Consider the following 18,506-nt stretch of genomic DNA (forward strand, 5'->3'; position numbering starts at 1 on the left):
GATCAGGCCGCTTCGGCGGCTGTTCCACCAAATTCGACGGCCGCGAAAGCCGTCTTCAGCACGTCCGGTCCGGCGCCAGGCCGGGTCGCCTCGGTGGACAGGATCTGGCGGTAGCGGCGCGCGCCAGGCAAGCCATGGAACAGCCCGACCATATGGCGGGTGACATGACCAAGCCTCCCGCCCTGCTCGATATGGCGTGCCGCGTACCCGGCCATGGCGTCGATCAGCGCGGTGAAATCGAACGCTTCCGACCTGGCGCCATGGAAGGCGGCGTCAACGCCGGCCAGAATGCCTGGTGTGTGGTAGGCGGCGCGGCCAAGCATGGCGCCGTCGACGTGATCGAGATGCGCGCGCGCCTCTTCGATCGATTGAATACCGCCATTGATACCGATGAATTCGTTCTGTTTTCTGGCCTTCAGCCGATAGACGCGGCCATAGTCGAGTGGCGGGATGTCGCGGTTTTCCTTGGGGCTCAGCCCTTCCAGCCATGCCTTGCGCGCATGCACCCACAGCGCGTCGGCACCGGCATCGAAAACACCGTCCGCCACCGCATCGAGCGCCGGCTCTGGATCCTGCTCGTCGACGCCGATGCGGCATTTGACGGTGACGGGAATTTTCACCGCCGCTTTCATCGCCGCGACGCAGCCGGCGACGAGATCAGGCACTTTCATCAGGCAGGCGCCAAAGGTGCCCGACTGGACGCGGTCGGACGGACAGCCGACATTGAGGTTGATCTCGTCATAGCCAAAGGCCTCGCCGATCCGCGCCGCCTCGGCCAACTTGCGAGGATCGGAGCCACCAAGCTGCAGGGCGACCGGATGCTCGGCCTGATCGAAGCCGAGCAGCCTTTCGCGTGCGCCATGAATGACCGCGTCGGCCACCACCATCTCGGTGTAGAGCAGCGCACGGCTCGTCAGCTGGCGATGGAAGAACAGGCAATGCCGGTCCGTCCAGTCCATCATGGGCGCCACGGCCACTCTATGATCTTGATTTTTCAGCATTTTTTCTTTAACATCAAATCGTTAGAACCTGCCGAGTGCACACGAATTTACGCCAGAATACGACCCTTTTCGCCACATTTCGATCTCTCAGTGCACATGGAGCGCACACGAAAAATGGCCACCTACACAAAGCTCTCCAGGTCCGTCGCAGAGGTCGCTATGTCAGCGTTCCTGCGCCGAGACGACGCACGGCACAGGGCGACCGAAACCGAGCGCCAAGTCGATCGGGGTGAGACGCCAACTAAGTCCCGTATAGCGCGCCTAAAAACTTTCGGCGAACTCATCGACCTTCATATCGACGACATGTGCGATGTAGGCAAGTCCCCTCGCCGCTCCAAGGCCGCAGCCCTCGATATGCTCCAAAGACATCTGGGGAAGTGCAGCATCGCGGCTCTCGATCGCGAACGGCTCATTCGTTTTGGTCGCGACCGGGCCGCCCAAGGTGCCGGACCGATGACTCTCGGCATCGACATCGGCTTTGTAAAACTTATCCTGTCTCATGCTGCCGCCGTTCACGGTCTACCTGTCAAGGTCGATTTGGCAGAGGTGTATTCGCGCTGAGGAAGACCTAACACTTGATCGAATGGCGGAGCCAAATCGGGATCATTGGTCCAGTGGCATCAATAGGTTACGGTGACGATAATGGTGTCGCTGTACACGCCAGGCGAGGGCGTAGTCTGGGGCGGCACGCGACCATAGACGGTAACGTTCTGTGCCGCTCCGCTGCCTGTGCCTGATACCGTGCTGCCCGGCGTCGAGGGATCGCCCCAAGGTTGGGTTCGGTTGGTGTCCTTGTATAATCCGTAGGTAACTGACTCGCCGCCCAGCGTCATGAGCCGGCCCGTTGGGCCTGTACCTGTGAGCCCATTGCTCAAAGCCACGGTATAGGCATTCCCCGGTGTGCATGTGATCGAAACCGTGCCGGTCGCGTCAACATTGGCGCTCAGGACGCCTTGGGGGCCAAAGTCGATATTCTGGGTCGCAACCAAACAATTCGCCGGAACAGTGGCCGTGACGTTGAAGCTCGGCCGCGCGATGGTGCCCACGCCGGTGTTGCAAGTACTTCCGCTGGAGTACTGATAGCGGAACTCGACATCGCTACCAGAAAATGCCGACAGGTAGCTGCCTGGCGGCGCTGTGGCCTGACTGCCGAGGACGGCACCATAGACTGTTGCACTTCCAGAGCCGGAACCTAGCACGCCCAGTGTCAGAGCAATTGCAGGAGCCCGAGCCGGGAATGCCCACGCATAGGAACCCCAGACGACGGATCGCGCCGCGTCCGAAAAAAGCTGGTAGTTGAGACTATTTGCACCGCTCAGCATCTGTCGGGCAGCGGCCGTCGCGCCGCCAGTCCCATTGCCGATATTGGGGCAGATCAGGATGCGCTGAAGCAATATGCCGGTGCAATTGTAGCTTACCGTCGCAGTTGAGTTCGCCTGGGCTCCGGACAGCGTGTCGACGTTCCCGAAACTCAACGCGGAAACTCCGAAGCTACAACTTTGGCCCCAGCCCAGCGTCGGCCAGAGCGACATCAACACCAGCGGGAGAAGTCGAAGCGTCTTCCAGGAAGGCATCATTGGCACACCACGTTTCCGATCTGAACCTGTTGGCCGGGAGCTGGATCATAGGCAAACTGGGCCGCGCACGTGCTCCCGTCGGCGCGTTCGATCACAATGGCATTTTGCCGTTCAAGGCCATGAATATAGGCCTCGCCGTCATAGCCAACGACAAAGGTCTCAAGACTGTTCTCCAGCCTGCCACTCACCCCAGCTTCAAGCGGGGCACCCCCTTTATCGATGAACGAAACCAGTGCTGCCTTGGGCTTGTTCGACACTCCGAACCGAATCACGACGCCGCTGCGGTCGGCTGGGACCACAATGTCTTTGGTAGACGGTACATCGGCATCGACGGGCAGGTTGCTCGGATCGATCGAGACGGTGTTCGGTTCGTAGGACTTTAGCCCTGGTATGAGGATGAGGCCTCGGCTGTTGGTCCTACCGATTGGCCGGTTCTGGTACTGCACCGCTACCCCGGGGACGCCAGCGTCAACGACCGCAAAGGCGTCATCGATGCGATTGGTGGCAAACACGCTGCCTCCGGCCAGAGCGATCGCGCCGTCCACCTCCGCCGTTGCTCGAAAGTCATTACCGTACTGCTGGACGCCGGCTTCGACGCGGGCGACCGGCGCACGGTAGCTGACGTCGGCCGAACGGTTCGGCGTGTTCCCCTCGGATGTTGATAGCCGCCAGCCGACGCTGCCGTCTTCCGGACGTTCTGACTTGCTTACATCGGCGACGACATTGGTGGCGGGGTCCACTTTGGCCACTTGCGCTTGTACTGGATTTTCGCGCGCCCACCCCAGGCGAAGCCATCGCGTCCGATACCGACTCCATACCGGATGGCGCGACCGTTTTCTTGGACGAGGTAAAGAAAGCGCTTTGGGGTATCGACGACGATCGTCCCCGGCTTCTCGCCGGTTGGATCTTTCACAGCCTGCCGATAATACTTGGGATCGATCAAATCGATCCGTGCCGCTGGCACGGGAAACTTTTCGCCGGGGATGGCGGCGTACATCATTGCAGGGTCCGGCATCGCTGGTCGTGTGTCGGCGACAAACGCGGCCGGCGGTGTCGTCGTGCATCCTGCCACAGCGGCAGCTGCCAGCCCGGTGGCGCCAAACAGAAACTGCCTGCGCCCCATCAAGAGTTGGGTTTTCATAGTTCAACCTTTCGAACAGCCTCGAGGGCGCTCGCAATGTTCATTGAAAGAGGGTTTGGCGCGGTACCAATATTCGTAGGGGCGCCTTTGAAAGTCAGATCGCGGGAAGAAGTCTCGGCGGCCTAAGCTGTGCTTCGGCAGGAATGGCCTTCATCGGGGCCGGCCTGAAGTAAGGCCGCGACGATGCGATCGCGACAGGCAATCCGATCTGTGGCGCGCCGGACAAGCTGAGTTGCGGAAAACATGGCACCGAGGCTGTTTTGACCGTGTTGAAACACGGCCTGAAAGACGACCGCTCAACCGTGTTGGAAGGGCTCCCGACTGTCACCTCAACACGTCCCAGCGGGGCGTCAAGGGAGGATGCCAAAGCCATGGCAGGCCAAATCCCAGCCGCCGTGGAAACGACGCAAAAAATCATCGCCAGAAATGTGGTCCGAACACGCATCGCGGACGTTATATACGATCAACCATATGATGAACCATGGGATTATCGCGCTGACGCAATCGTGATTGCTGACGCAATCGCGATCTCTGCTCACTGGCCCGTTCACCCGATCGAGCAGCAGCAGCAGGAAGATATCACTGCCAGCCCATCACTCTTTAGCTCGCGCCAATGCTCCTGGAAGCCTCGAAGAATGACTTACCGTCCGACACGGTTCAGCCAAGGACGAAGCCGGCCAAAAGGACCGCAAGAACAAGCGAGAGGGGTACCGCAAGAAGCCAGCGAGCCTCCAGAATGCTGTTGTGCTGATTATCCACGACGGGACCCTAGTACCAGCGTCCACGACCGTAAAAACCGCCACCGCCCAGCACAATAACAATAAGAACTATGACCAGAATTGTGGTGATATCCATATGCACCTCCTGAGCGCGCCGGCCGGGTTCGCCGTTCGCCGCTCTTGCCCCTGTGGGGCATCGATTGTTCCTGTCACTTGACATCCACCAACGTTCCGCACGGCATCCTTGTTCCAATGGACCTATCAGGCATGACCAGCCCAACGGAACCGCTGGCCTCGCACCCCTGCTGGAAAGGTTTCAGAAACCATGTCCGGGTTCACCAGGGAACCAACTGGCCTGACGATTTCTTTAGCTGCATGAAAAAACCTGACACGCTCGGTACGGAAGATCACGACCACACCGGTTCGGTCCGTACGCCGCCCGAATTGCCATCCCAACATCAAGATGCTGAAGGAGATTTCGGCGGTCGATTTGGCTATGGGCATCCCGCTCACAAGCCGGATCCTTTTGCCACATATACGTTTTCGGCCGGGGCTGTTCGTCCTCTGCCGGTCGACAACAAGAAAAGATGGCGCTAACCGCTGTGCAAAAGCCCTATGAAACAGCCTATTTTGCCAGAAAGCACGGGATCACACAGGCCCAGGCACGGCGGATCACCAAGGACTTCGGCCCTTTACGTGTCAGGTGCGACATTGCCGCCCAGAATCTGAACTTGGCCCTGACAGGCTCATCGCCCTTGCATGAGCGTCGGCCAGCATCTGTGTCTTCGACACCGAAGAAATAACTGATTTCTGGACGCACACGGCCAAAGCCGATGCATTGGTCTGGCACAATCAACGAATCCACTTCCTGAACCTCGCGGCTTTATTCCGCACGAATGCAGCAGCTGCCGCATCACACGTCCTTCGCGATGGTCCATTCGCGGCGATGATGAACTTGGCGTCTCTCAGCGTGAGACCGTACTTCTTTGAAAAGTAGATTGCTCCATAAGGCTCGTCTTGGGGTATGTCCCCGTTCGTGTGGGCCATTTGTGCCTCGCATGACGAATAGTCCGGTTCGACTTCGGCCTCTTCCGCGCGCCCGGTCTGGTACATCAACCTTCGACGACAGGTGTAGGTTCCGATCAGAGGTGGAACCTCCGACCGCAGCCAAGGTTTAGCACCTTGATGTTCGAAGGCTTTCGACTTGAGACAATCCAGCTGCCCGAGGCGACGCTTCGGGTCAGGCATGGCGGTACAGGACCACCGGTCCTGCTTCTGCACGGCCATCCTCGCACGCATGCCACCTGGCACCGTGTTGCGCCGCTTCTCGCCAAAAACCATACGGTGGTTTGTCCTGATCTCCGCGGTTTCGGGCAGTCATCGATCCCCGAGGACAGTCACGATCATGCGGGTTCATCCAAGCGCGCGAAAGCAAGGGACTGTATCGCGCTGATGCGCCATCTGGGCTTTGACCGCTTTGCCGTCGCCGGTCACGATCGCGGAAGCTATACCGCTTTCCGGATGGCAATGGATCATCCGACCGCAGCAACGCATCTCATCATTCTGGACGGCGTTCCCATCCTGGAAGCACTCGAGCGATGCGACGCCCGCTTCGCTACGGAGTGGTGGCACTGGTTCTTCTTTGCCCAGCCCAACAAGCCGGAACAGGCGATCACGGTCAACCCCGAAGCGTGGTATGGCGGCTCAGCCGATCAGATGGGCGCGGAGGCGTTTGCGGACTACAAAGCGGCAATTCTCGACGCTCGTGTCATCCATGGCATGATCGAGGACTATCGGGCCGGCCTCTCACTTGACCATCTGCACGACGCAGATGACCGGAGGGCCGGCCGACGGGTCCAATGTCCCACCATGGTTCTATGGTCGATGCAAGATGATCTGGAACGGCTTTATGGCGATGTTCTCGGCGTATGGGGTCCGTGGACAACAAGCTTGCAGGGGAAAGGCATCGCCTGTGGGCACCATATGGCTGAAGAGGCGCCAGAGGCGCTCGCGACGGAAATCCTGGCTTTCTTGCGTCCGATCTAGAGCCGACATTCGGGGCCGCCCGCCAGGTGCGATGATCAGCCGGCTAGACAAGAGAGTCTTATTCTCTCGATCAGGTAGAAAACAGGCCTTCGAGTTTGCTGGTCAGTTCATCAAAGCTGAACGGTTTGCGAAGGACGGCACGGTTGCTGAAGCCTTCGCGCATATCGCGGTCGGTGTTGCCAGTCGAATAGATGAACGGCACGCCGCGCTCGGCAAGCGCGTCGGCCACGGTGTTGCTGTCGTAGCCATCCAGATTCATGTCCAGCATGACGGCATCGAACGTCTGCGCTTCGATCAGGGCAATCGCCTTTTCGATCGTGGCGGCTGAGGTCACTGATTGGCATCCAAGATCGCTCAGCATGTCCTCGATCATCATCAGGACCAGAATTTCATCCTCGACAACGAGCACGCGCCGACCAGAAAGCAGTTTATCCATCGCGAATTCCTGGTACCGGAATGTTCATCGTGCAGATCAACCCGTCCGGGCGATAGTCAAGTTGCACGGTGCCTTCGAGCTCGTGGGTCAGGCCGCGCTCGATCACGCGCGAGCCGAACCCCTTTCGCAATGGCGGCGTAACCGGCGGTCCGCCCTTCTCTTGCCAGGTCAGGATCAGTCGGAGGCCCTCCGCCGTCGGCTCGATTGTCCAGTCGATCCGGATCGAGCCCTTGTCGTTGGAAAACGCACCGTATTTCACCGCATTGGTCGCGAGTTCGTTGAAGGCGATGCCAAGCGCCAGGGCCGCTCTTGTGGAAAGGCGGATGTTCTCGCCTGATATCAACAGGCGCTCTGCCCGCCCGTCGGTGACGCCGAACGGTTCGAGGGCATCGTGGAGCACATCGAGCAGCCCGGCGCTGTGCCAATTTTCACGGGTCAGCAAATTGTGCGACCGGGAGAGCGCAAACAGCCGAGACTCGACGGCTTCGCGGATCGCCCGTGGATCGGAATTCGCTCGCGATGCCTGCCAGACGATCGACTGTACCGTTGCCAGTGTGTTCTTCACGCGGTGGTTCAGTTCGTCGATGAGCATTTTGGATTGTGCCTGCTCCTCCTTGTGTTTGGTCAGATCGACCAAGGAGGCAAAATACTGGACGATGGCACCGCTCTTGTCCTGGACAGGATTGGCGAAAAGGCCTGCCCAAAATTCGCTGCCATCCTTGCGCCTGTAAAGGATTTCCGTACCCGCCTCTACATTGGCTTCGAACTCGATCTTGATGCGTTTCAGCGCCCTGGTGTCGGCGCCGTCGGCCATCAGGAAATTGAAGGGCTGACCGAGGACTTCTTCCCTGGCGTATCCGGTCAGGGCGAGGAGGGCGTCATTGGCAAAAATGATGGGGTTGCCGAGTTCTTTTGCATCGGTGAAAACCATGGCCATTCGGGTTGTCTCGGCGGCAACAACAAACGGGCCAAGGTCGTCATGAAAGCCCTCGACTTCGGCTTCGGCGTCCTGCTGCGCTTCGGACTTGGCGACTACGCTGGACATGTCGTTAACCGGTCGGTGTCCGCTATGCCGTTGACCGCCATTGCGCTTCTCCCGTGGTTAAGGGGCGAAAGCGGATCGACTCCTTCAATCGCCAGCGCCCACTGGCGACCCTTGCTTTGTACGCTTCCGACACTCTATTGGCGAGTCGTTCCACGCGCCCGTTGAATTGGCCGCCGCCACACAAATCCTCTGGGGCGATCGTCGCGCTCACGGCGCTGAACCAGAAAATTCCTTGAGCTGTCACGCGTACGAGAGAATATTCTACGATAGGTTTTCTTCCGGAAGATTGGGAGGCCAGCATGAACGATCCAGCCGGGAGAAAACCTGTCTACGATCCCCAGCAACTGGAACCCCTGCTGGTATCGCGGCAGCATGTCGGCGATGTCGATGGCATGACGGCTTTGTTCGAACCCGATGCGGTGATCGACTGTGGTGGCGGACGTTTGCTGCGCGGCAGGGAGGCTATTCGCGGTTACTATCTCGAAATCGCGGCGTCAGGGCGAAAATTTGCTGTGGGCGACCAGCGGCCAGCTCTCATTTGCGGCGACCTTGCTCTCACATCGACCCGACTTCCCGACGGCGACGTGACCAGCGAGGTTGCCCGGCGGCAAGGCGATGGCACCTGGCTGTGGGTGATCGACCGTTATTCCGTCACTTGAGGGCTGACCCTGACGAATTTCGACGCGCGTCATTTCACAGCGCATCGCAAACACAACCCGCGCCGCCGCGGCGCGGGTTCTTGCAAGGTCGTCAAGACAACAGCCGCCTACCGCCGTAGCGCGTAAACGCTTGCCATGCTTTCGCCGGCCACCGGCAACGCCATGTCGTCGTCGAGCAGGCGCGTGATGCGGGCAAAGCCTGTAAACGCTTTCCTTGCTTCCTCGGCCGACATCTGGCCCGACAGAGCGGCCGAGCAGCAATTCAGCGCGCACTGATAAACCGGACCGCGCCGTCCCGTCGGCCATTTCCGCAAGAACACCATGGCCTCGGCAACGCTATCGACTTCTTCAACAGGATGTCCCTGCCCGCGCGAAATTCGCACGGGCGAAAAGAAATGCAGATAATCCATCGTTTCCTCCCGGTCGACCGCGATGCGCCCGATCGAACCATATGAAACGCACCCTCACCCAGTTGGTTCCACGCAAAAAAAGAATCTTTAAGCAATTCGCAAGGTCGAATTCGGTCATCCATGCGTTGACGAACATGGTCGGCTATACCGCCGGGAAGTGGCAGGCCACTTTGCGACCGGGTCGATATTCCCTGACCTCTGGCCGCTCCGAACGGCATCGTTCCACTGCAATCGGACATCGAGGGTGGAAACGGCACCCGGATGGAGGTTTGAGCGGGCTCGGCACGTCCCCGGTCAGGATGATGCGCTTGCGTGTCCCGCTAGGTGTTGTCTCCACGACAGGAACCGCCGAGATCAGCGCCTGGCTATAGGGATGGGCTGGTGTTGCAAACACCTCTTCCGCCGGACCTTCTTCGACGATCGAGCCGAGATACATGACCGCGATACGGGTCGAGACCTGGCGCACCACCGACAGGTCGTGGGCGATGAAAATATAGGTGAGTTTCAGCTTCTCCTGGAGATCGGCGAGCAGGTTGACGATCTGCGCCTGCACCGACACGTCGAGCGCCGAGACGGGTTCATCCAACACGACGAGATCGGGGTTGAGGGCGATAGCCCGCGCGATGCCAACACGCTGGCGCTGTCCGCCGGAGAACTCGTGCGGATACCGCATCACATGGTCCGGCTGCAGCCCCACGAGCTCAAATAGTTCCGCGACGCGCCTGGTGATCTCTCTGGACGAAAGCCTGGTATGGATGCGCAACGGTTCTGCCACCAGGTCGCCGACGCGCCGGCGCGGATTGAGCGAGGCTGATGGGTCCTGGAAGACCATTTGCAGGCGGCGCCGGAGCGGCCTGAGTTCGGACAGCGACTTCGAGGTGATGTCGTCACCTTCGAAAAGGAGCTGACCGTCTGATATGTCGTAGAGTCTCACAAGGCAGCGCGCCAGCGTGGACTTGCCGCATCCGGATTCCCCGACCAGCCCGACAGTCTCGCCGCGCCGAACTGTCAGGGAAACATTGTCGACCGCGTGGACTGTTCGCTTGCCTTCGGCGGAAAAGCGGGTGCCAATCGAGAAACGCTTACCGAGCGAACGCGTTTCGAGGATTGGCCGGTCCGTATCGTTCATCTGTCCGCTCATGCCTGCGCCACCCGGAAGCATGCCGCGGCGTGAGTGCCGACGCCAAGATCAGGCTTGTCGGTCACGCAGGGCTCGTAATGAACCGGGCACCGCGGACCGAAGGCGCAGCCTTGCGGCAATCGCAGCAGCGACGGCGGTGCGCCGGGAATGGCCGGCAGGCGGCGCGGTTTTTCACCGGTCAGCGGCGGAATCGAACCCAGCAGCGCGCGCGTATAGGGGTGTCGCGGGTCGGAAAACAGCTCCATGCGGCTGCCGCGTTCCACAACGCGGCCTGCATACATGACCATGACCCGGTCTGCGAGTTCGGAGACCACCCCCATGTCATGCGTTATGAAGACCACCGCCGAATTGTATGTCGCGCGCAGCTTGCGTACGAGATCGAGAATGCCGGCCTGCACCGTGACGTCGAGCGCCGTGGTCGGCTCGTCGGCCACCAGCAGTGTCGGATTGCAGGACAAAGCCATTGCAATCACCGCCCGCTGGCGCATGCCGCCGGAAAGCTGGTGCGGGTAGCGCGACATCGCCTCGTGCGGATTGGGAAAATTCACTTCGGCCAGCAGTTCCTCCACGCGCTCCATTGCCTTGGACTTGCTGATGGTGCGATGCGCACGGATCTGTTCGGCGATCTGCCAGCCGATCGTGTAGACCGGCGTCAGCGCCGTCATTGGATCCTGGAAGATCATCGCGATCTCGTTGCCGCGCAGGCGCCTGAGCTCGCGCGCGGGCAGTCCCACCAGTTCGCGACCCTTGTAGCGGATCGAGCCTTCGATGGCTGCGTTGGGATCGGTGATCAGGCCCATGACCGCCAGCAGCGACACGGTCTTTCCAGAGCCGGATTCGCCGACGACGCCGAGGATCTCACCTTCTTCGAGATCGAAGGAAACGCCATCGATGGCCCGCACCAGGCCGTCATTGGTACGGAAGGATACCCTGAGGTCACGCACCGACAGTATCATGATGTCCTCAGGCGCGGATCGAGCAGGATGTAGACGAAGTCGACCACCGCGTTGGCGATGACCACGAACATGGAAGCGTACATGACTGTCGCCATGATCATCGGCAGATCAAGGTTCTGCAGCGCGTCATAGGTGAGCTTGCCAATGCCATGCAGCCCGAACACCACCTCCGTCAACAGGGCGGAGCCTCCCACCAGGGCGCCGAAATCCAGGCCGAACAAGGTGATGAAGGCGATGAGCGACGTGCGCAGGGCATGGCGCAGCAGGATGCGGGTCTCCGACAGCCCCTTGGCGCGCGCCGTGCGGATATAGTCTTCCTGCAGGGATTCGATGATTGCCGCTCGCAAGACGCGCCCGTAGATGCCGATGTAGAGAATGGCCAGCGTGATCCACGGAATGACCAAGGTCAGGAACCAGCCCTTTGGATCGTCGGAAAAATTCTTGTAGCCGAGCGGCGGCACCCAGGAGAACAGCCAGCTGTCGTGATAGCGGCTCTGGGTGATCAGGTTCATCACCTCGCCCAGCCAGTAGACCGGCATGGAAATGCCGAGCAACCCCAGCGCCATGAGAATCTTGTCCAGCCAGCTGTCGCGGGTCGCGGCGGCGACGATGCCGATGATGATGGACACAACCACCCACAGGATCGCCGCCCCGAACACCAGCGACAGCGTGACCGGGATCGAATCCAGCACCGCCGGCACCACCTTCCAGCCGCGATTGACGAAGGAGGTCAGATCGCCGGTGACGAAGATCTTCTCCATCATCTTTGCATACTGCACGTAAAGTGGCCGGTCGAAGCCGAAGTTGTGGCGCACCGCTTCCAGCACTTCGGGCGATGCGTTGCGGCCGGCGATGCGCGCCGCGGGATCGGCGCCCGGCGTCGCGAAAAAGATCAGGAAGACGATGACAGAGATGCCGAACATTACGAACAGCATCTGACCGAACCGGCGCAGGATTGCGTAGATCATCAGTCGCGCCCCAGCCGAACCTTGGAGCGCGGGTCAAGCGCGTCGCGCAGGCCGTCACCAAAGACATTGAGCGCCATGACGGAAATGGCGATCGCCAGGCCCGGCGCCAGCGCCACCAGCGGCCGTGTGTAGAGCAATGCCTGTCCGTCCTGGATGATGGTGCCCCAGCTCGCCGCGGGCGGTTGCACGCCGATCGACAGGAAGGAGAGTGCCGATTCCGTGAGCATGTTCAGCGCCATCATCAGCGGCACGAAGACGATCAGCGTCGTGGTGATGTTGGGCAGGATGTCGCGCCACAGGATGCGCCATCCCGGTACGCCCAGATTGATCGCGGCGAGCACGAATTCGCTGTGGCGCAGCGACAGAACCTGCCCGCGTATGGGACGCGCCACATAAGGCACGTAGACGATGCCGATGATGATGACCGGCAGCCACAGGCTGCCGGATTCGATCTCGATCGGCCCGATCGAGATGCCTTGCGCGATGGTGACGATGGAAAGCGAAATCGCCAGCAGATAGATCGGAAACGCCCACAGGACATCCAGCAAGCGCGACAGCACCGTGTCGGTGACGCCGCCGAAATAGCCGGCGACCAGTCCGGCCGCCGTACCCAGGATCAGCGTGAAGATCGTGGCTGCCCCGGAGATCAACAGCGAGCTGAGACCGCCATAGAGCATCCTGGCCATGACGTCGCGCCCCTGGCTGTCGGCGCCAAGGAAATAATTGCCGAGCCGCCAGGTCGGACCGAGCGGCGTGTAGCCAAGCCCAAGCCCCTCCGTGGACTGCTCCATCACGGGAACGTCGGCGCCGTCGATCTGTATGACGGCGTCGAGCGTCGAGGCGAATGGGTCCACACCAGCCCATTTCGCATAGAGAGGCGCACTCAGACAGGCGAGAACGATGAGGAGGAACACGGCCAGGGATGCCATGGCAGCCCTGTCCCTTGCCAGCTTCGCAAACGCGACGGCCCAGGGCCCTCGCGTCTTGCGCGGCATGGCGGTAGCTTGGTTCGACACGGGCGTGCCCCTCCGCAGTTCGTTACTGCACCCAGGACTGGGTGATCATCCAGTTGAACTGCCGGTTGAACCTGAAATTGCCGACGCGTTTGCTGACGAAGTCGAGCCGCTTCGGCGTGAAGAGGCCGACGGCCGGTGCCTTGTCCGTGACTTGCTTGTCGACTTCGGCCCACAATTTGTCGGCGGCTTTCTGATCGGTCACGCCGAGATCCAACGCCTTTTGCATCTTGGCGTCGATATCCTTGTCGCAGAAGCCGGCTATGTTGATCGAAGCGTCCGAACCTTCGCGGAAGGATGCGCAGCTGAACAGGATGTTCAGGAAGTCCGAAGCCGCGGGATAGTCCTTGTACCACTGGGTGACCGACATCTGCACTTTGTTGTTGGTGTTCTGGATGTAGGTGAACTGAATGTTGGACGAGATCGGCTTGACGTCGGCGACATAGCCGATGCTGGTCAGCACGCTCTGCAGATAGACGCCAATGGACCGTGAAACGGCGGTATCCTCGACGATGATGGTCACCTTCTGGCCCTTGGTGCCGGATTCCTCGACGAGCTGTTTTGCTTTGTCGAGATCGGGCGCCGACCATTTGGCTCCGGGGTTCTTGGTGAAGGGGCAATAGTCTTCATGGCCGGGGAAGTCCGGAGGCAAGACCTGGCAGACCGGCGAGGCCAGCACCTTGCCGCCGAACAGCTTGACCAGTGTGTTGCGGTCGATCGCGTAGGCAACAGCCTGGCGGGCCTTTTCGTTGTCGAACGGAGCGAGACGGTTGTTCAGCGGCGCATACCACCATGCCGAAAGCGGCGAAATGTGCAACTGGTCCATGGACTTGCTGCCAAGTTCGCCCAGGCGGTCGCTCGGCAGAGCGTCGAACATCCAGTCCGCTTCGCCGTTCTGGATCGCGGTGACGGCCGCTTCCTCGGACAGGCCGAAATCATATTGGACGACATCTGGATAGCCGTCCGGCTGCGCTTCCTCGCTCCACTGCTTGAAATTGGGATTGCGCGAAACCGTCATGCCCTTGTTGGGATCGAAGGTGGAGATCATGTACGGGCCGGTGCTGGGAATGGGCTTGGAACCCATGTCTTCCACGGGCGTGTCCGCCGGCAGGACCACGGCATGGGGCAAGGCAAGCTTGTACAGCAGCTCGGCATCCGGCTTGGTGATGTTGATGGTGATGGTGCCGGCCGCATCGTCGCCGACAATGCCGCCTTCCAGCGTGCAGCTCTTGGTGTCGGCCAGGCATTTGTCGGCGCCGACGATGCCGGCATAGAAGGTACCGGAAGTCGGCCCGGAAACCTTGAAGATGCGCTGGAAGGAGGCGACAACGTCCTTTACGCCAAGATCCTGGCCGCTGGAGAACTTGATGCCCTTGCGCAGCTTGAAGGTGAAGGTCTTGCCGTCATTGCTGACCTGCGGCAGCGCCTCGGCCAGATCGGGAACGATGGTGAAGCCGTCCATGCCTTCGGCTTTGCGGAACGCGACCAGGCCGTCATAGATCGGCTGGTAGAACTGCCAGCCCTGGTCGGTATAATTGATGTGCGGATCGAGTGTTCCCGCCGCTGAGCGGGCCAGCAAGCGAATGGTGCCGCCGCGGTGTCCCTTGAGATATTCGGCCTGCGCCGGAGCCAGCCACGTGCCCGCCAGCAATGCCGCGGCTGACGCCGCCAGAAGCAGTTTCTTCATGTCTTGATTCCCCTTTTCTCAGTTGTCGTTGTGGTCCAGGAAGTCTCCCACCACCCGCATGCACTCATCCTGCTCTTCGACATGCGGCATGTGGCTGGAATGCTCGAATATCTCCCAGCGCGATCCCTTGATGCCGTCCTTGTAGGGCTGCACGGTCGCGGGCGTGGCTTCGTCGTAACGTCCGGAAATGATCAGCGTGGGAACATCCACCGCCGGCAGACGGTCGACGATGCTCCAGGTCTTCAGCGTTCCGATGACATGGAACTCGTTCGGCCCATTCATCACATTGTAGACGGTTGGATTGCGTGCGACCTGGGCGAAACTCTCCGACACTTCGGGCGGGAAAGGCACGACGCGGCAGACATGGCGTTCGTAGAACGCCATCGTTGCCTGTTGATAGGCCGCATCGTCCGTCGTCCCGGCCTGTTCGTGCCGGGTCAGTGTCTCCCGCACGTCCCTGGGCAGGTCGCCGCGCAACCGGTTTGCCTCTTCCACCCACAGCTTCATGGAAGCCGGCGAGTTGGCGATGACCAGCGACTTCAAACCCCTCGGCCGCGTCACGGCATATTCGGCGCCCAGCATGCCACCCCAGCTCTGGCCGAGGATATGGAAGCCCGCGCGAATGCCGAGATGGTCGACCAGGTTTTCGAGCTCGTCGATGAAAAGCCGGGGCGTCCAGAAGTCGGCGCCTTTCTCGGGCAGCAATGTGGACTTGCCGCACCCCAACTGGTCGTAGTGGATGACGGCGCGATCTCTTCGGGCAAGAAGCTTGTAGGCATCGACATAGTTGTGCGCGACGCCCGGACCGCCATGCAGGATCACCACCGGGGCCTTGTCGGCATCGAGTTCGCCGCTGATGCGATACCAGGTTTCGTAGCTGCCGAATGCGGCCCGACCTTCCTTGCCGATGATCTCCGACGACATTCCAGTTCCCTGTGCGTTTGAAGGCATCTCGTTGTTGTCCGTAGGCGCCTAGTTCACCCCGCAGCTGGCCTGCACCCACTCTTCCAGCATCTGCACGCCAAATGCCGTGGCACCTTGCCTGCCCAGGGGCCGATCGGTGTCGGTGAGTTCCTTGCTCGCGATATCGAGATGCACCCAGGGCCGGTCTTGCGTGAAATGGCGCAGGAAGGCCGCTGCATAGGGAGCGTCGCCATCTTCCATGTCCTTGGCGTGGTGCCGGAGGTCGGCAAACGGTGATTGCAGCCCTTCATCGTAGGCCCGATCGAGCGGCAACCGCCAGAACCGCTCGCCGACCGATTCTCCGGCTGCGATCATCTGTGACGCGATGGCATCGTCGGTGCTGAACAGGCCGGCGAATATCGATCCCAGGCCGCGCGTCACCGAATAGGTCAGCGTAGCCAGATCGACGATCACCGACGGGTTGAAGCGCGTGGCCGCATAGTGGAGGCAGTCCGCCAGGAGCAGGCGTCCTTCCGCATCCGTATCGAACACTTCCACGGTCTGTCCCGAGGCTGTCGTGATGATGTCGCGCGGCTTGAGCGCGGTGCCGGACGGCATGTTCTCGGCGATGCCAAGCACGCCGACGGCGTGTACCGGGCTGCCTTGCCGGGCAAGCGCTATCAGCAGACCGACCACCGCCGCCGCCCCACCCATGTCGGCCTTCATGTCGAACATCTGCGCCCCGCCCTTGATGCAGAGGCCGCCGGAATCAAAACAGACGCCCTTGCCGACGAAAGCGAGCGGTTGCGCGGGGGCACCTTTGCCGCGATAGCGCAGGACAGCGACTCGTGGCGGCCGCGCCGAGCCCGACCCGACGGCCAGAAGCGCGTTCATGCCGAGCTCTTTCAGTTGCGCGGCATCGAGCATTTCAATGTCGATGCCGGCTTCACGCAACGGCTCCAGATGATCGTGGAAATTGTCGGGGTGGAGATGGTTCGGCGGCAGATTGACCAGGGTCCTCGCGTATTCGACGCCATCGGCAATGGCATTGGTCCGTGCCAGCGCCGAGGTCACGTCCGCGCGGTTTGCCCCAACCAGTTGCACGCGCAAGGTTCGATCCGCTCCCGCACCTTGCCGTTGGTTGCGCATGTCGAAACGATAGCGCCGCAGCCGCATGCCAAGCGCGACGCGCGCCAGGATGTCCGCAGCCGGCAGATCGACGCCGGCGATGGGGTCGAGGACAAGCGTGGCCGCGCATTCGCACTTGCTTTCCAGATGCGCGGCAAGCAAACCGCCGGCCCGCGCCAATGAGCGCGCGGTTACAGCTTCCGCTTTGCCCAATGCCAGCACGATCACGCGCCGGACCGATACCGCCTGGGGCGCGATGACATCGATGCAAGTGCCGGATTCGGCCAAGGCGGCCGGGTCGGAGCACGCACGGGACAGAATACCGCTCATTTCAGCGTCCAGTGCCGCTGCCCGAGGGCCAAATCCTTTTTGAGCAGTTTGCAAAATCACGACGACAGAGGTTTCCGCGGAAACCTCGTCCGCCGTTTCGAAGACCGGCACTGGCGATTGAGGCATAAGCTGGCGTTCTCTCCAATTGCGGCGATACCGGCCTGGGGGCGGCTAGCGGCATGCCCTTGCTTCGCAACGCGGCTCTTGCCGCGCGATCCGAAGTTCCGATGTCACGCGCCCAAAAGCCGCCCGTCATCGGTGGAAACGGGTCAAGCCGGTCTCAGCCGCTGGTGGAATGGTGCCGGAGTCCCCAAATAATCGTTTTCTTTTGACGACTTAGTTGCTCTTGCCTTTCGGTATCCCTGAACGGGGCGGGCGATCAACCGTCAATTTCGTCCATGTGGATTGACAAAAACTCAACTGACAATTCATGATCGGACAATGGCCTTACCTTCACTCAATGGCATGCGCGCTTTCGAGGCCGCCGCACGTCTCGGCAGTGTCAAGGATGCAGCGGAAGAGCTGCATCTGACGCCCTCGGCCGTCAGCCGCCACATTCGCGCGCTCGAAAGGAATCTCGGCCAGGATCTGTTCGAGCGCGGCTTTCGCCAGATAACGCCAACCACGAGAGGCTCTTACTATGCGCGCAGCCTCTCCGAAGCGTTCGAGGCCATCTGGCGCGCCACCGACGATGTCAACCTCTCCGACGGCCCGCGCCGCAGCAGCACCCAGCGTGTCAGGGTCCTGTGCGTGCCGACCGTTCTGAACCTCTGGCTAGCGGACCGGTTGCCGAATTTTCGGCGACTGCATCCGTCCGTGGATCTGGAGATCTCGACTTTGGGCAAGCGGGCCAACTTCGATTTGGCCATCGTGGACGAGTTCGTCTACAAAGCCGGCCCGGCTTTGACGATGATGATCCCGCTCCTGCTGACACCGGTCTGTGCTCCTTCGCTTCTGGAAGGTCCGGTGGCGTTGCGATCGCCGGCGGATCTGGTCAATCACCACCTGCTCCACGAATGCGAGACCATGAGATGGAAGCGTTGGCTGGAGCAAGAAGGCGTTTTGGGTACGACTCCGAAGTCGGGCACAATCCTCGATGATTGCACGCTGATCATGCGCGAGGCGATCAATGGCGCCGGCATCGCGCTTGCCGACACGATGATGGCACAAGATCTTCTGGAGCAAGGAAAACTTGTCGCCCCGTTTCAGGCCCGCCACACCTATCCGGCCGGCATCTATCTGCATCAGCGTCGCAGCATCGGCAACAAGCCAGGCACCGGCCTGTTTCAGGATTGGCTGCTCTCCGAAGTTGCTGACCACAAGCGGGTAATGGCCATCGCCTAGAC

19 protein-coding genes are annotated in these 18,506 nt (G+C 60.8%); 5 read left to right on the plus strand and 14 right to left on the minus strand.

Annotation, left to right across the window (positions count from 1 at the left end):
* Positions 1-2 precede the first annotated feature (2 nt).
* Positions 3-1,001: a tRNA dihydrouridine(20/20a) synthase DusA gene (gene dusA / locus BPNPMPFG_RS04810; protein WP_258593502.1), complete on the minus strand. Its 999-nt coding sequence runs from the start codon at positions 999-1,001 to the stop codon at positions 3-5.
* Between the two features lie 114 nt (positions 1,002-1,115).
* On the opposite strand from dusA, the gene BPNPMPFG_RS04815 reads away from it, so the two are divergent.
* Entirely contained in the window at positions 1,116-1,562 is a 447-nt protein-coding gene (locus BPNPMPFG_RS04815; RefSeq protein ID WP_258593504.1) for a hypothetical protein, read from the plus strand.
* Between the two features lie 59 nt (positions 1,563-1,621).
* On the opposite strand, the gene BPNPMPFG_RS04820 is transcribed toward BPNPMPFG_RS04815, so the two are convergent.
* The 3 genes from BPNPMPFG_RS04820 to BPNPMPFG_RS04830 are packed head-to-tail and all read right to left on the minus strand — an operon-like array spanning position 1,622 to position 3,701.
* Complete coding sequence (locus BPNPMPFG_RS04820; protein ID WP_413776898.1) at positions 1,622-2,575, minus strand: Csu type fimbrial protein; 954 nt, start codon at positions 2,573-2,575, stop codon at positions 1,622-1,624.
* Positions 2,575-3,327: a fimbria/pilus outer membrane usher protein gene (locus BPNPMPFG_RS04825; protein WP_319945974.1), complete on the minus strand. Its 753-nt coding sequence runs from the start codon at positions 3,325-3,327 to the stop codon at positions 2,575-2,577. The genes BPNPMPFG_RS04820 and BPNPMPFG_RS04825 overlap by 1 nt, the downstream gene beginning before the upstream one ends.
* Positions 3,285-3,701, minus strand: coding sequence for a L,D-transpeptidase (locus BPNPMPFG_RS04830; RefSeq protein ID WP_258593508.1), 417 nt, complete (start codon positions 3,699-3,701; stop codon positions 3,285-3,287). Before BPNPMPFG_RS04830 ends, BPNPMPFG_RS04825 begins: the two co-directional genes overlap by 43 nt.
* 1,004 nt (positions 3,702-4,705) lie before the next feature.
* Here BPNPMPFG_RS04830 and BPNPMPFG_RS04835 point away from each other — a divergent pair.
* Together BPNPMPFG_RS04835 and BPNPMPFG_RS04840 are read left to right on the plus strand one after the other, a co-directional pair.
* Positions 4,706-5,035 (plus strand): hypothetical protein, encoded by a 330-nt coding sequence (locus tag BPNPMPFG_RS04835; protein WP_258593510.1) that lies wholly within the window; start codon positions 4,706-4,708, stop codon positions 5,033-5,035.
* 588 nt (positions 5,036-5,623) lie between these two features.
* Complete coding sequence (locus BPNPMPFG_RS04840; RefSeq protein WP_258597064.1) at positions 5,624-6,484, plus strand: alpha/beta fold hydrolase; 861 nt, start codon at positions 5,624-5,626, stop codon at positions 6,482-6,484.
* 70 nt (positions 6,485-6,554) lie between these two features.
* Here the strand turns inward: BPNPMPFG_RS04840 and BPNPMPFG_RS04845 are convergent, their stop codons facing one another.
* A complete protein-coding gene (locus BPNPMPFG_RS04845; protein ID WP_258593512.1) occupies positions 6,555-6,860 on the minus strand; it encodes a response regulator in 306 nt (101 codons plus the stop codon).
* 52 nt (positions 6,861-6,912) lie between these two features.
* A complete protein-coding gene (locus tag BPNPMPFG_RS04850) occupies positions 6,913-7,965 on the minus strand; it encodes an HWE histidine kinase domain-containing protein (RefSeq protein ID WP_258593513.1) in 1,053 nt (350 codons plus the stop codon).
* A gap of 299 nt (positions 7,966-8,264) precedes the next feature.
* Between BPNPMPFG_RS04850 and BPNPMPFG_RS04855 the strand changes: the two genes are divergently transcribed.
* On the plus strand, positions 8,265-8,624 hold the full coding sequence (locus BPNPMPFG_RS04855; RefSeq protein ID WP_258593516.1) for a YybH family protein: 360 nt from the start codon (positions 8,265-8,267) through the stop codon (positions 8,622-8,624).
* Between the two features lie 107 nt (positions 8,625-8,731).
* Here the strand turns inward: BPNPMPFG_RS04855 and BPNPMPFG_RS04860 are convergent, their stop codons facing one another.
* The 8 genes from BPNPMPFG_RS04860 to BPNPMPFG_RS04895 form a co-directional block, all read right to left on the minus strand.
* Positions 8,732-9,034 (minus strand): DUF982 domain-containing protein, encoded by a 303-nt coding sequence (locus BPNPMPFG_RS04860; RefSeq protein ID WP_258593518.1) that lies wholly within the window; start codon positions 9,032-9,034, stop codon positions 8,732-8,734.
* A gap of 142 nt (positions 9,035-9,176) precedes the next feature.
* Positions 9,177-10,163: an ABC transporter ATP-binding protein gene (locus BPNPMPFG_RS04865; protein WP_258593520.1), complete on the minus strand. Its 987-nt coding sequence runs from the start codon at positions 10,161-10,163 to the stop codon at positions 9,177-9,179.
* Positions 10,164-10,171: 8 nt separating this feature from the next.
* Positions 10,172-11,131, minus strand: coding sequence for an ABC transporter ATP-binding protein (locus BPNPMPFG_RS04870; protein WP_258593522.1), 960 nt, complete (start codon positions 11,129-11,131; stop codon positions 10,172-10,174).
* Complete coding sequence (locus BPNPMPFG_RS04875) at positions 11,128-12,099, minus strand: ABC transporter permease (protein ID WP_258593524.1); 972 nt, start codon at positions 12,097-12,099, stop codon at positions 11,128-11,130. The genes BPNPMPFG_RS04870 and BPNPMPFG_RS04875 overlap by 4 nt, the downstream gene beginning before the upstream one ends.
* Positions 12,099-13,115 carry an ABC transporter permease gene (locus tag BPNPMPFG_RS04880; protein ID WP_319945975.1) on the minus strand — a complete coding sequence of 339 codons (1,017 nt, stop codon included), beginning with the start codon at positions 13,113-13,115 and terminating at the stop codon, positions 12,099-12,101. The genes BPNPMPFG_RS04875 and BPNPMPFG_RS04880 overlap by 1 nt, the downstream gene beginning before the upstream one ends.
* Positions 13,116-13,137: 22 nt before the next feature.
* Complete coding sequence (locus tag BPNPMPFG_RS04885) at positions 13,138-14,799, minus strand: ABC transporter substrate-binding protein (RefSeq protein ID WP_258593528.1); 1,662 nt, start codon at positions 14,797-14,799, stop codon at positions 13,138-13,140.
* 18 nt (positions 14,800-14,817) lie between these two features.
* Positions 14,818-15,723: a proline iminopeptidase-family hydrolase gene (locus tag BPNPMPFG_RS04890; RefSeq protein ID WP_258593536.1), complete on the minus strand. Its 906-nt coding sequence runs from the start codon at positions 15,721-15,723 to the stop codon at positions 14,818-14,820.
* A gap of 48 nt (positions 15,724-15,771) precedes the next feature.
* Complete coding sequence (locus BPNPMPFG_RS04895) at positions 15,772-17,286, minus strand: leucyl aminopeptidase (RefSeq protein WP_258593538.1); 1,515 nt, start codon at positions 17,284-17,286, stop codon at positions 15,772-15,774.
* Positions 17,287-17,601: 315 nt separating this feature from the next.
* Between BPNPMPFG_RS04895 and BPNPMPFG_RS04900 the strand changes: the two genes are divergently transcribed.
* A complete protein-coding gene (locus tag BPNPMPFG_RS04900; RefSeq protein ID WP_258593540.1) occupies positions 17,602-18,504 on the plus strand; it encodes a LysR family transcriptional regulator in 903 nt (300 codons plus the stop codon).
* Positions 18,505-18,506: the final 2 nt, after the last annotated feature.

The sequence above is a fragment of the Mesorhizobium sp. AR07 genome (genome assembly GCF_024746815.1).
Lineage (GTDB): Bacteria > Pseudomonadota > Alphaproteobacteria > Rhizobiales > Rhizobiaceae > Mesorhizobium.

What these genes read in the sequence shown, in the direction of transcription:
- dusA (WP_258593502.1), bottom strand. Translation starts at nt 1,001, where the DNA reads ATGCTGAAAAATCAAGATCATAGAGTGGCCGTGGCGCCCATGATGGAC.
- BPNPMPFG_RS04815 (WP_258593504.1), top strand. Translation starts at nt 1,116, where the DNA reads ATGGCCACCTACACAAAGCTCTCCAGGTCCGTCGCAGAGGTCGCTATG.
- BPNPMPFG_RS04820 (WP_413776898.1), bottom strand. Translation starts at nt 2,575, where the DNA reads ATGCCTTCCTGGAAGACGCTTCGACTTCTCCCGCTGGTGTTGATGTCG.
- BPNPMPFG_RS04830 (WP_258593508.1), bottom strand. Translation starts at nt 3,701, where the DNA reads ATGGGGCGCAGGCAGTTTCTGTTTGGCGCCACCGGGCTGGCAGCTGCC.
- BPNPMPFG_RS04835 (WP_258593510.1), top strand. Translation starts at nt 4,706, where the DNA reads ATGACCAGCCCAACGGAACCGCTGGCCTCGCACCCCTGCTGGAAAGGT.
- BPNPMPFG_RS04840 (WP_258597064.1), top strand. Translation starts at nt 5,624, where the DNA reads ATGTTCGAAGGCTTTCGACTTGAGACAATCCAGCTGCCCGAGGCGACG.
- BPNPMPFG_RS04845 (WP_258593512.1), bottom strand. Translation starts at nt 6,860, where the DNA reads ATGATGATCGAGGACATGCTGAGCGATCTTGGATGCCAATCAGTGACC.
- BPNPMPFG_RS04850 (WP_258593513.1), bottom strand. Translation starts at nt 7,965, where the DNA reads ATGTCCAGCGTAGTCGCCAAGTCCGAAGCGCAGCAGGACGCCGAAGCC.
- BPNPMPFG_RS04855 (WP_258593516.1), top strand. Translation starts at nt 8,265, where the DNA reads ATGAACGATCCAGCCGGGAGAAAACCTGTCTACGATCCCCAGCAACTG.
- BPNPMPFG_RS04860 (WP_258593518.1), bottom strand. Translation starts at nt 9,034, where the DNA reads ATGGATTATCTGCATTTCTTTTCGCCCGTGCGAATTTCGCGCGGGCAG.
- BPNPMPFG_RS04865 (WP_258593520.1), bottom strand. Translation starts at nt 10,163, where the DNA reads ATGAACGATACGGACCGGCCAATCCTCGAAACGCGTTCGCTCGGTAAG.
- BPNPMPFG_RS04870 (WP_258593522.1), bottom strand. Translation starts at nt 11,131, where the DNA reads ATGATACTGTCGGTGCGTGACCTCAGGGTATCCTTCCGTACCAATGAC.
- BPNPMPFG_RS04875 (WP_258593524.1), bottom strand. Translation starts at nt 12,099, where the DNA reads ATGATCTACGCAATCCTGCGCCGGTTCGGTCAGATGCTGTTCGTAATG.
- BPNPMPFG_RS04885 (WP_258593528.1), bottom strand. Translation starts at nt 14,799, where the DNA reads ATGAAGAAACTGCTTCTGGCGGCGTCAGCCGCGGCATTGCTGGCGGGC.
- BPNPMPFG_RS04890 (WP_258593536.1), bottom strand. Translation starts at nt 15,723, where the DNA reads ATGTCGTCGGAGATCATCGGCAAGGAAGGTCGGGCCGCATTCGGCAGC.
- BPNPMPFG_RS04895 (WP_258593538.1), bottom strand. Translation starts at nt 17,286, where the DNA reads ATGCCTCAATCGCCAGTGCCGGTCTTCGAAACGGCGGACGAGGTTTCC.
- BPNPMPFG_RS04900 (WP_258593540.1), top strand. Translation starts at nt 17,602, where the DNA reads ATGGCCTTACCTTCACTCAATGGCATGCGCGCTTTCGAGGCCGCCGCA.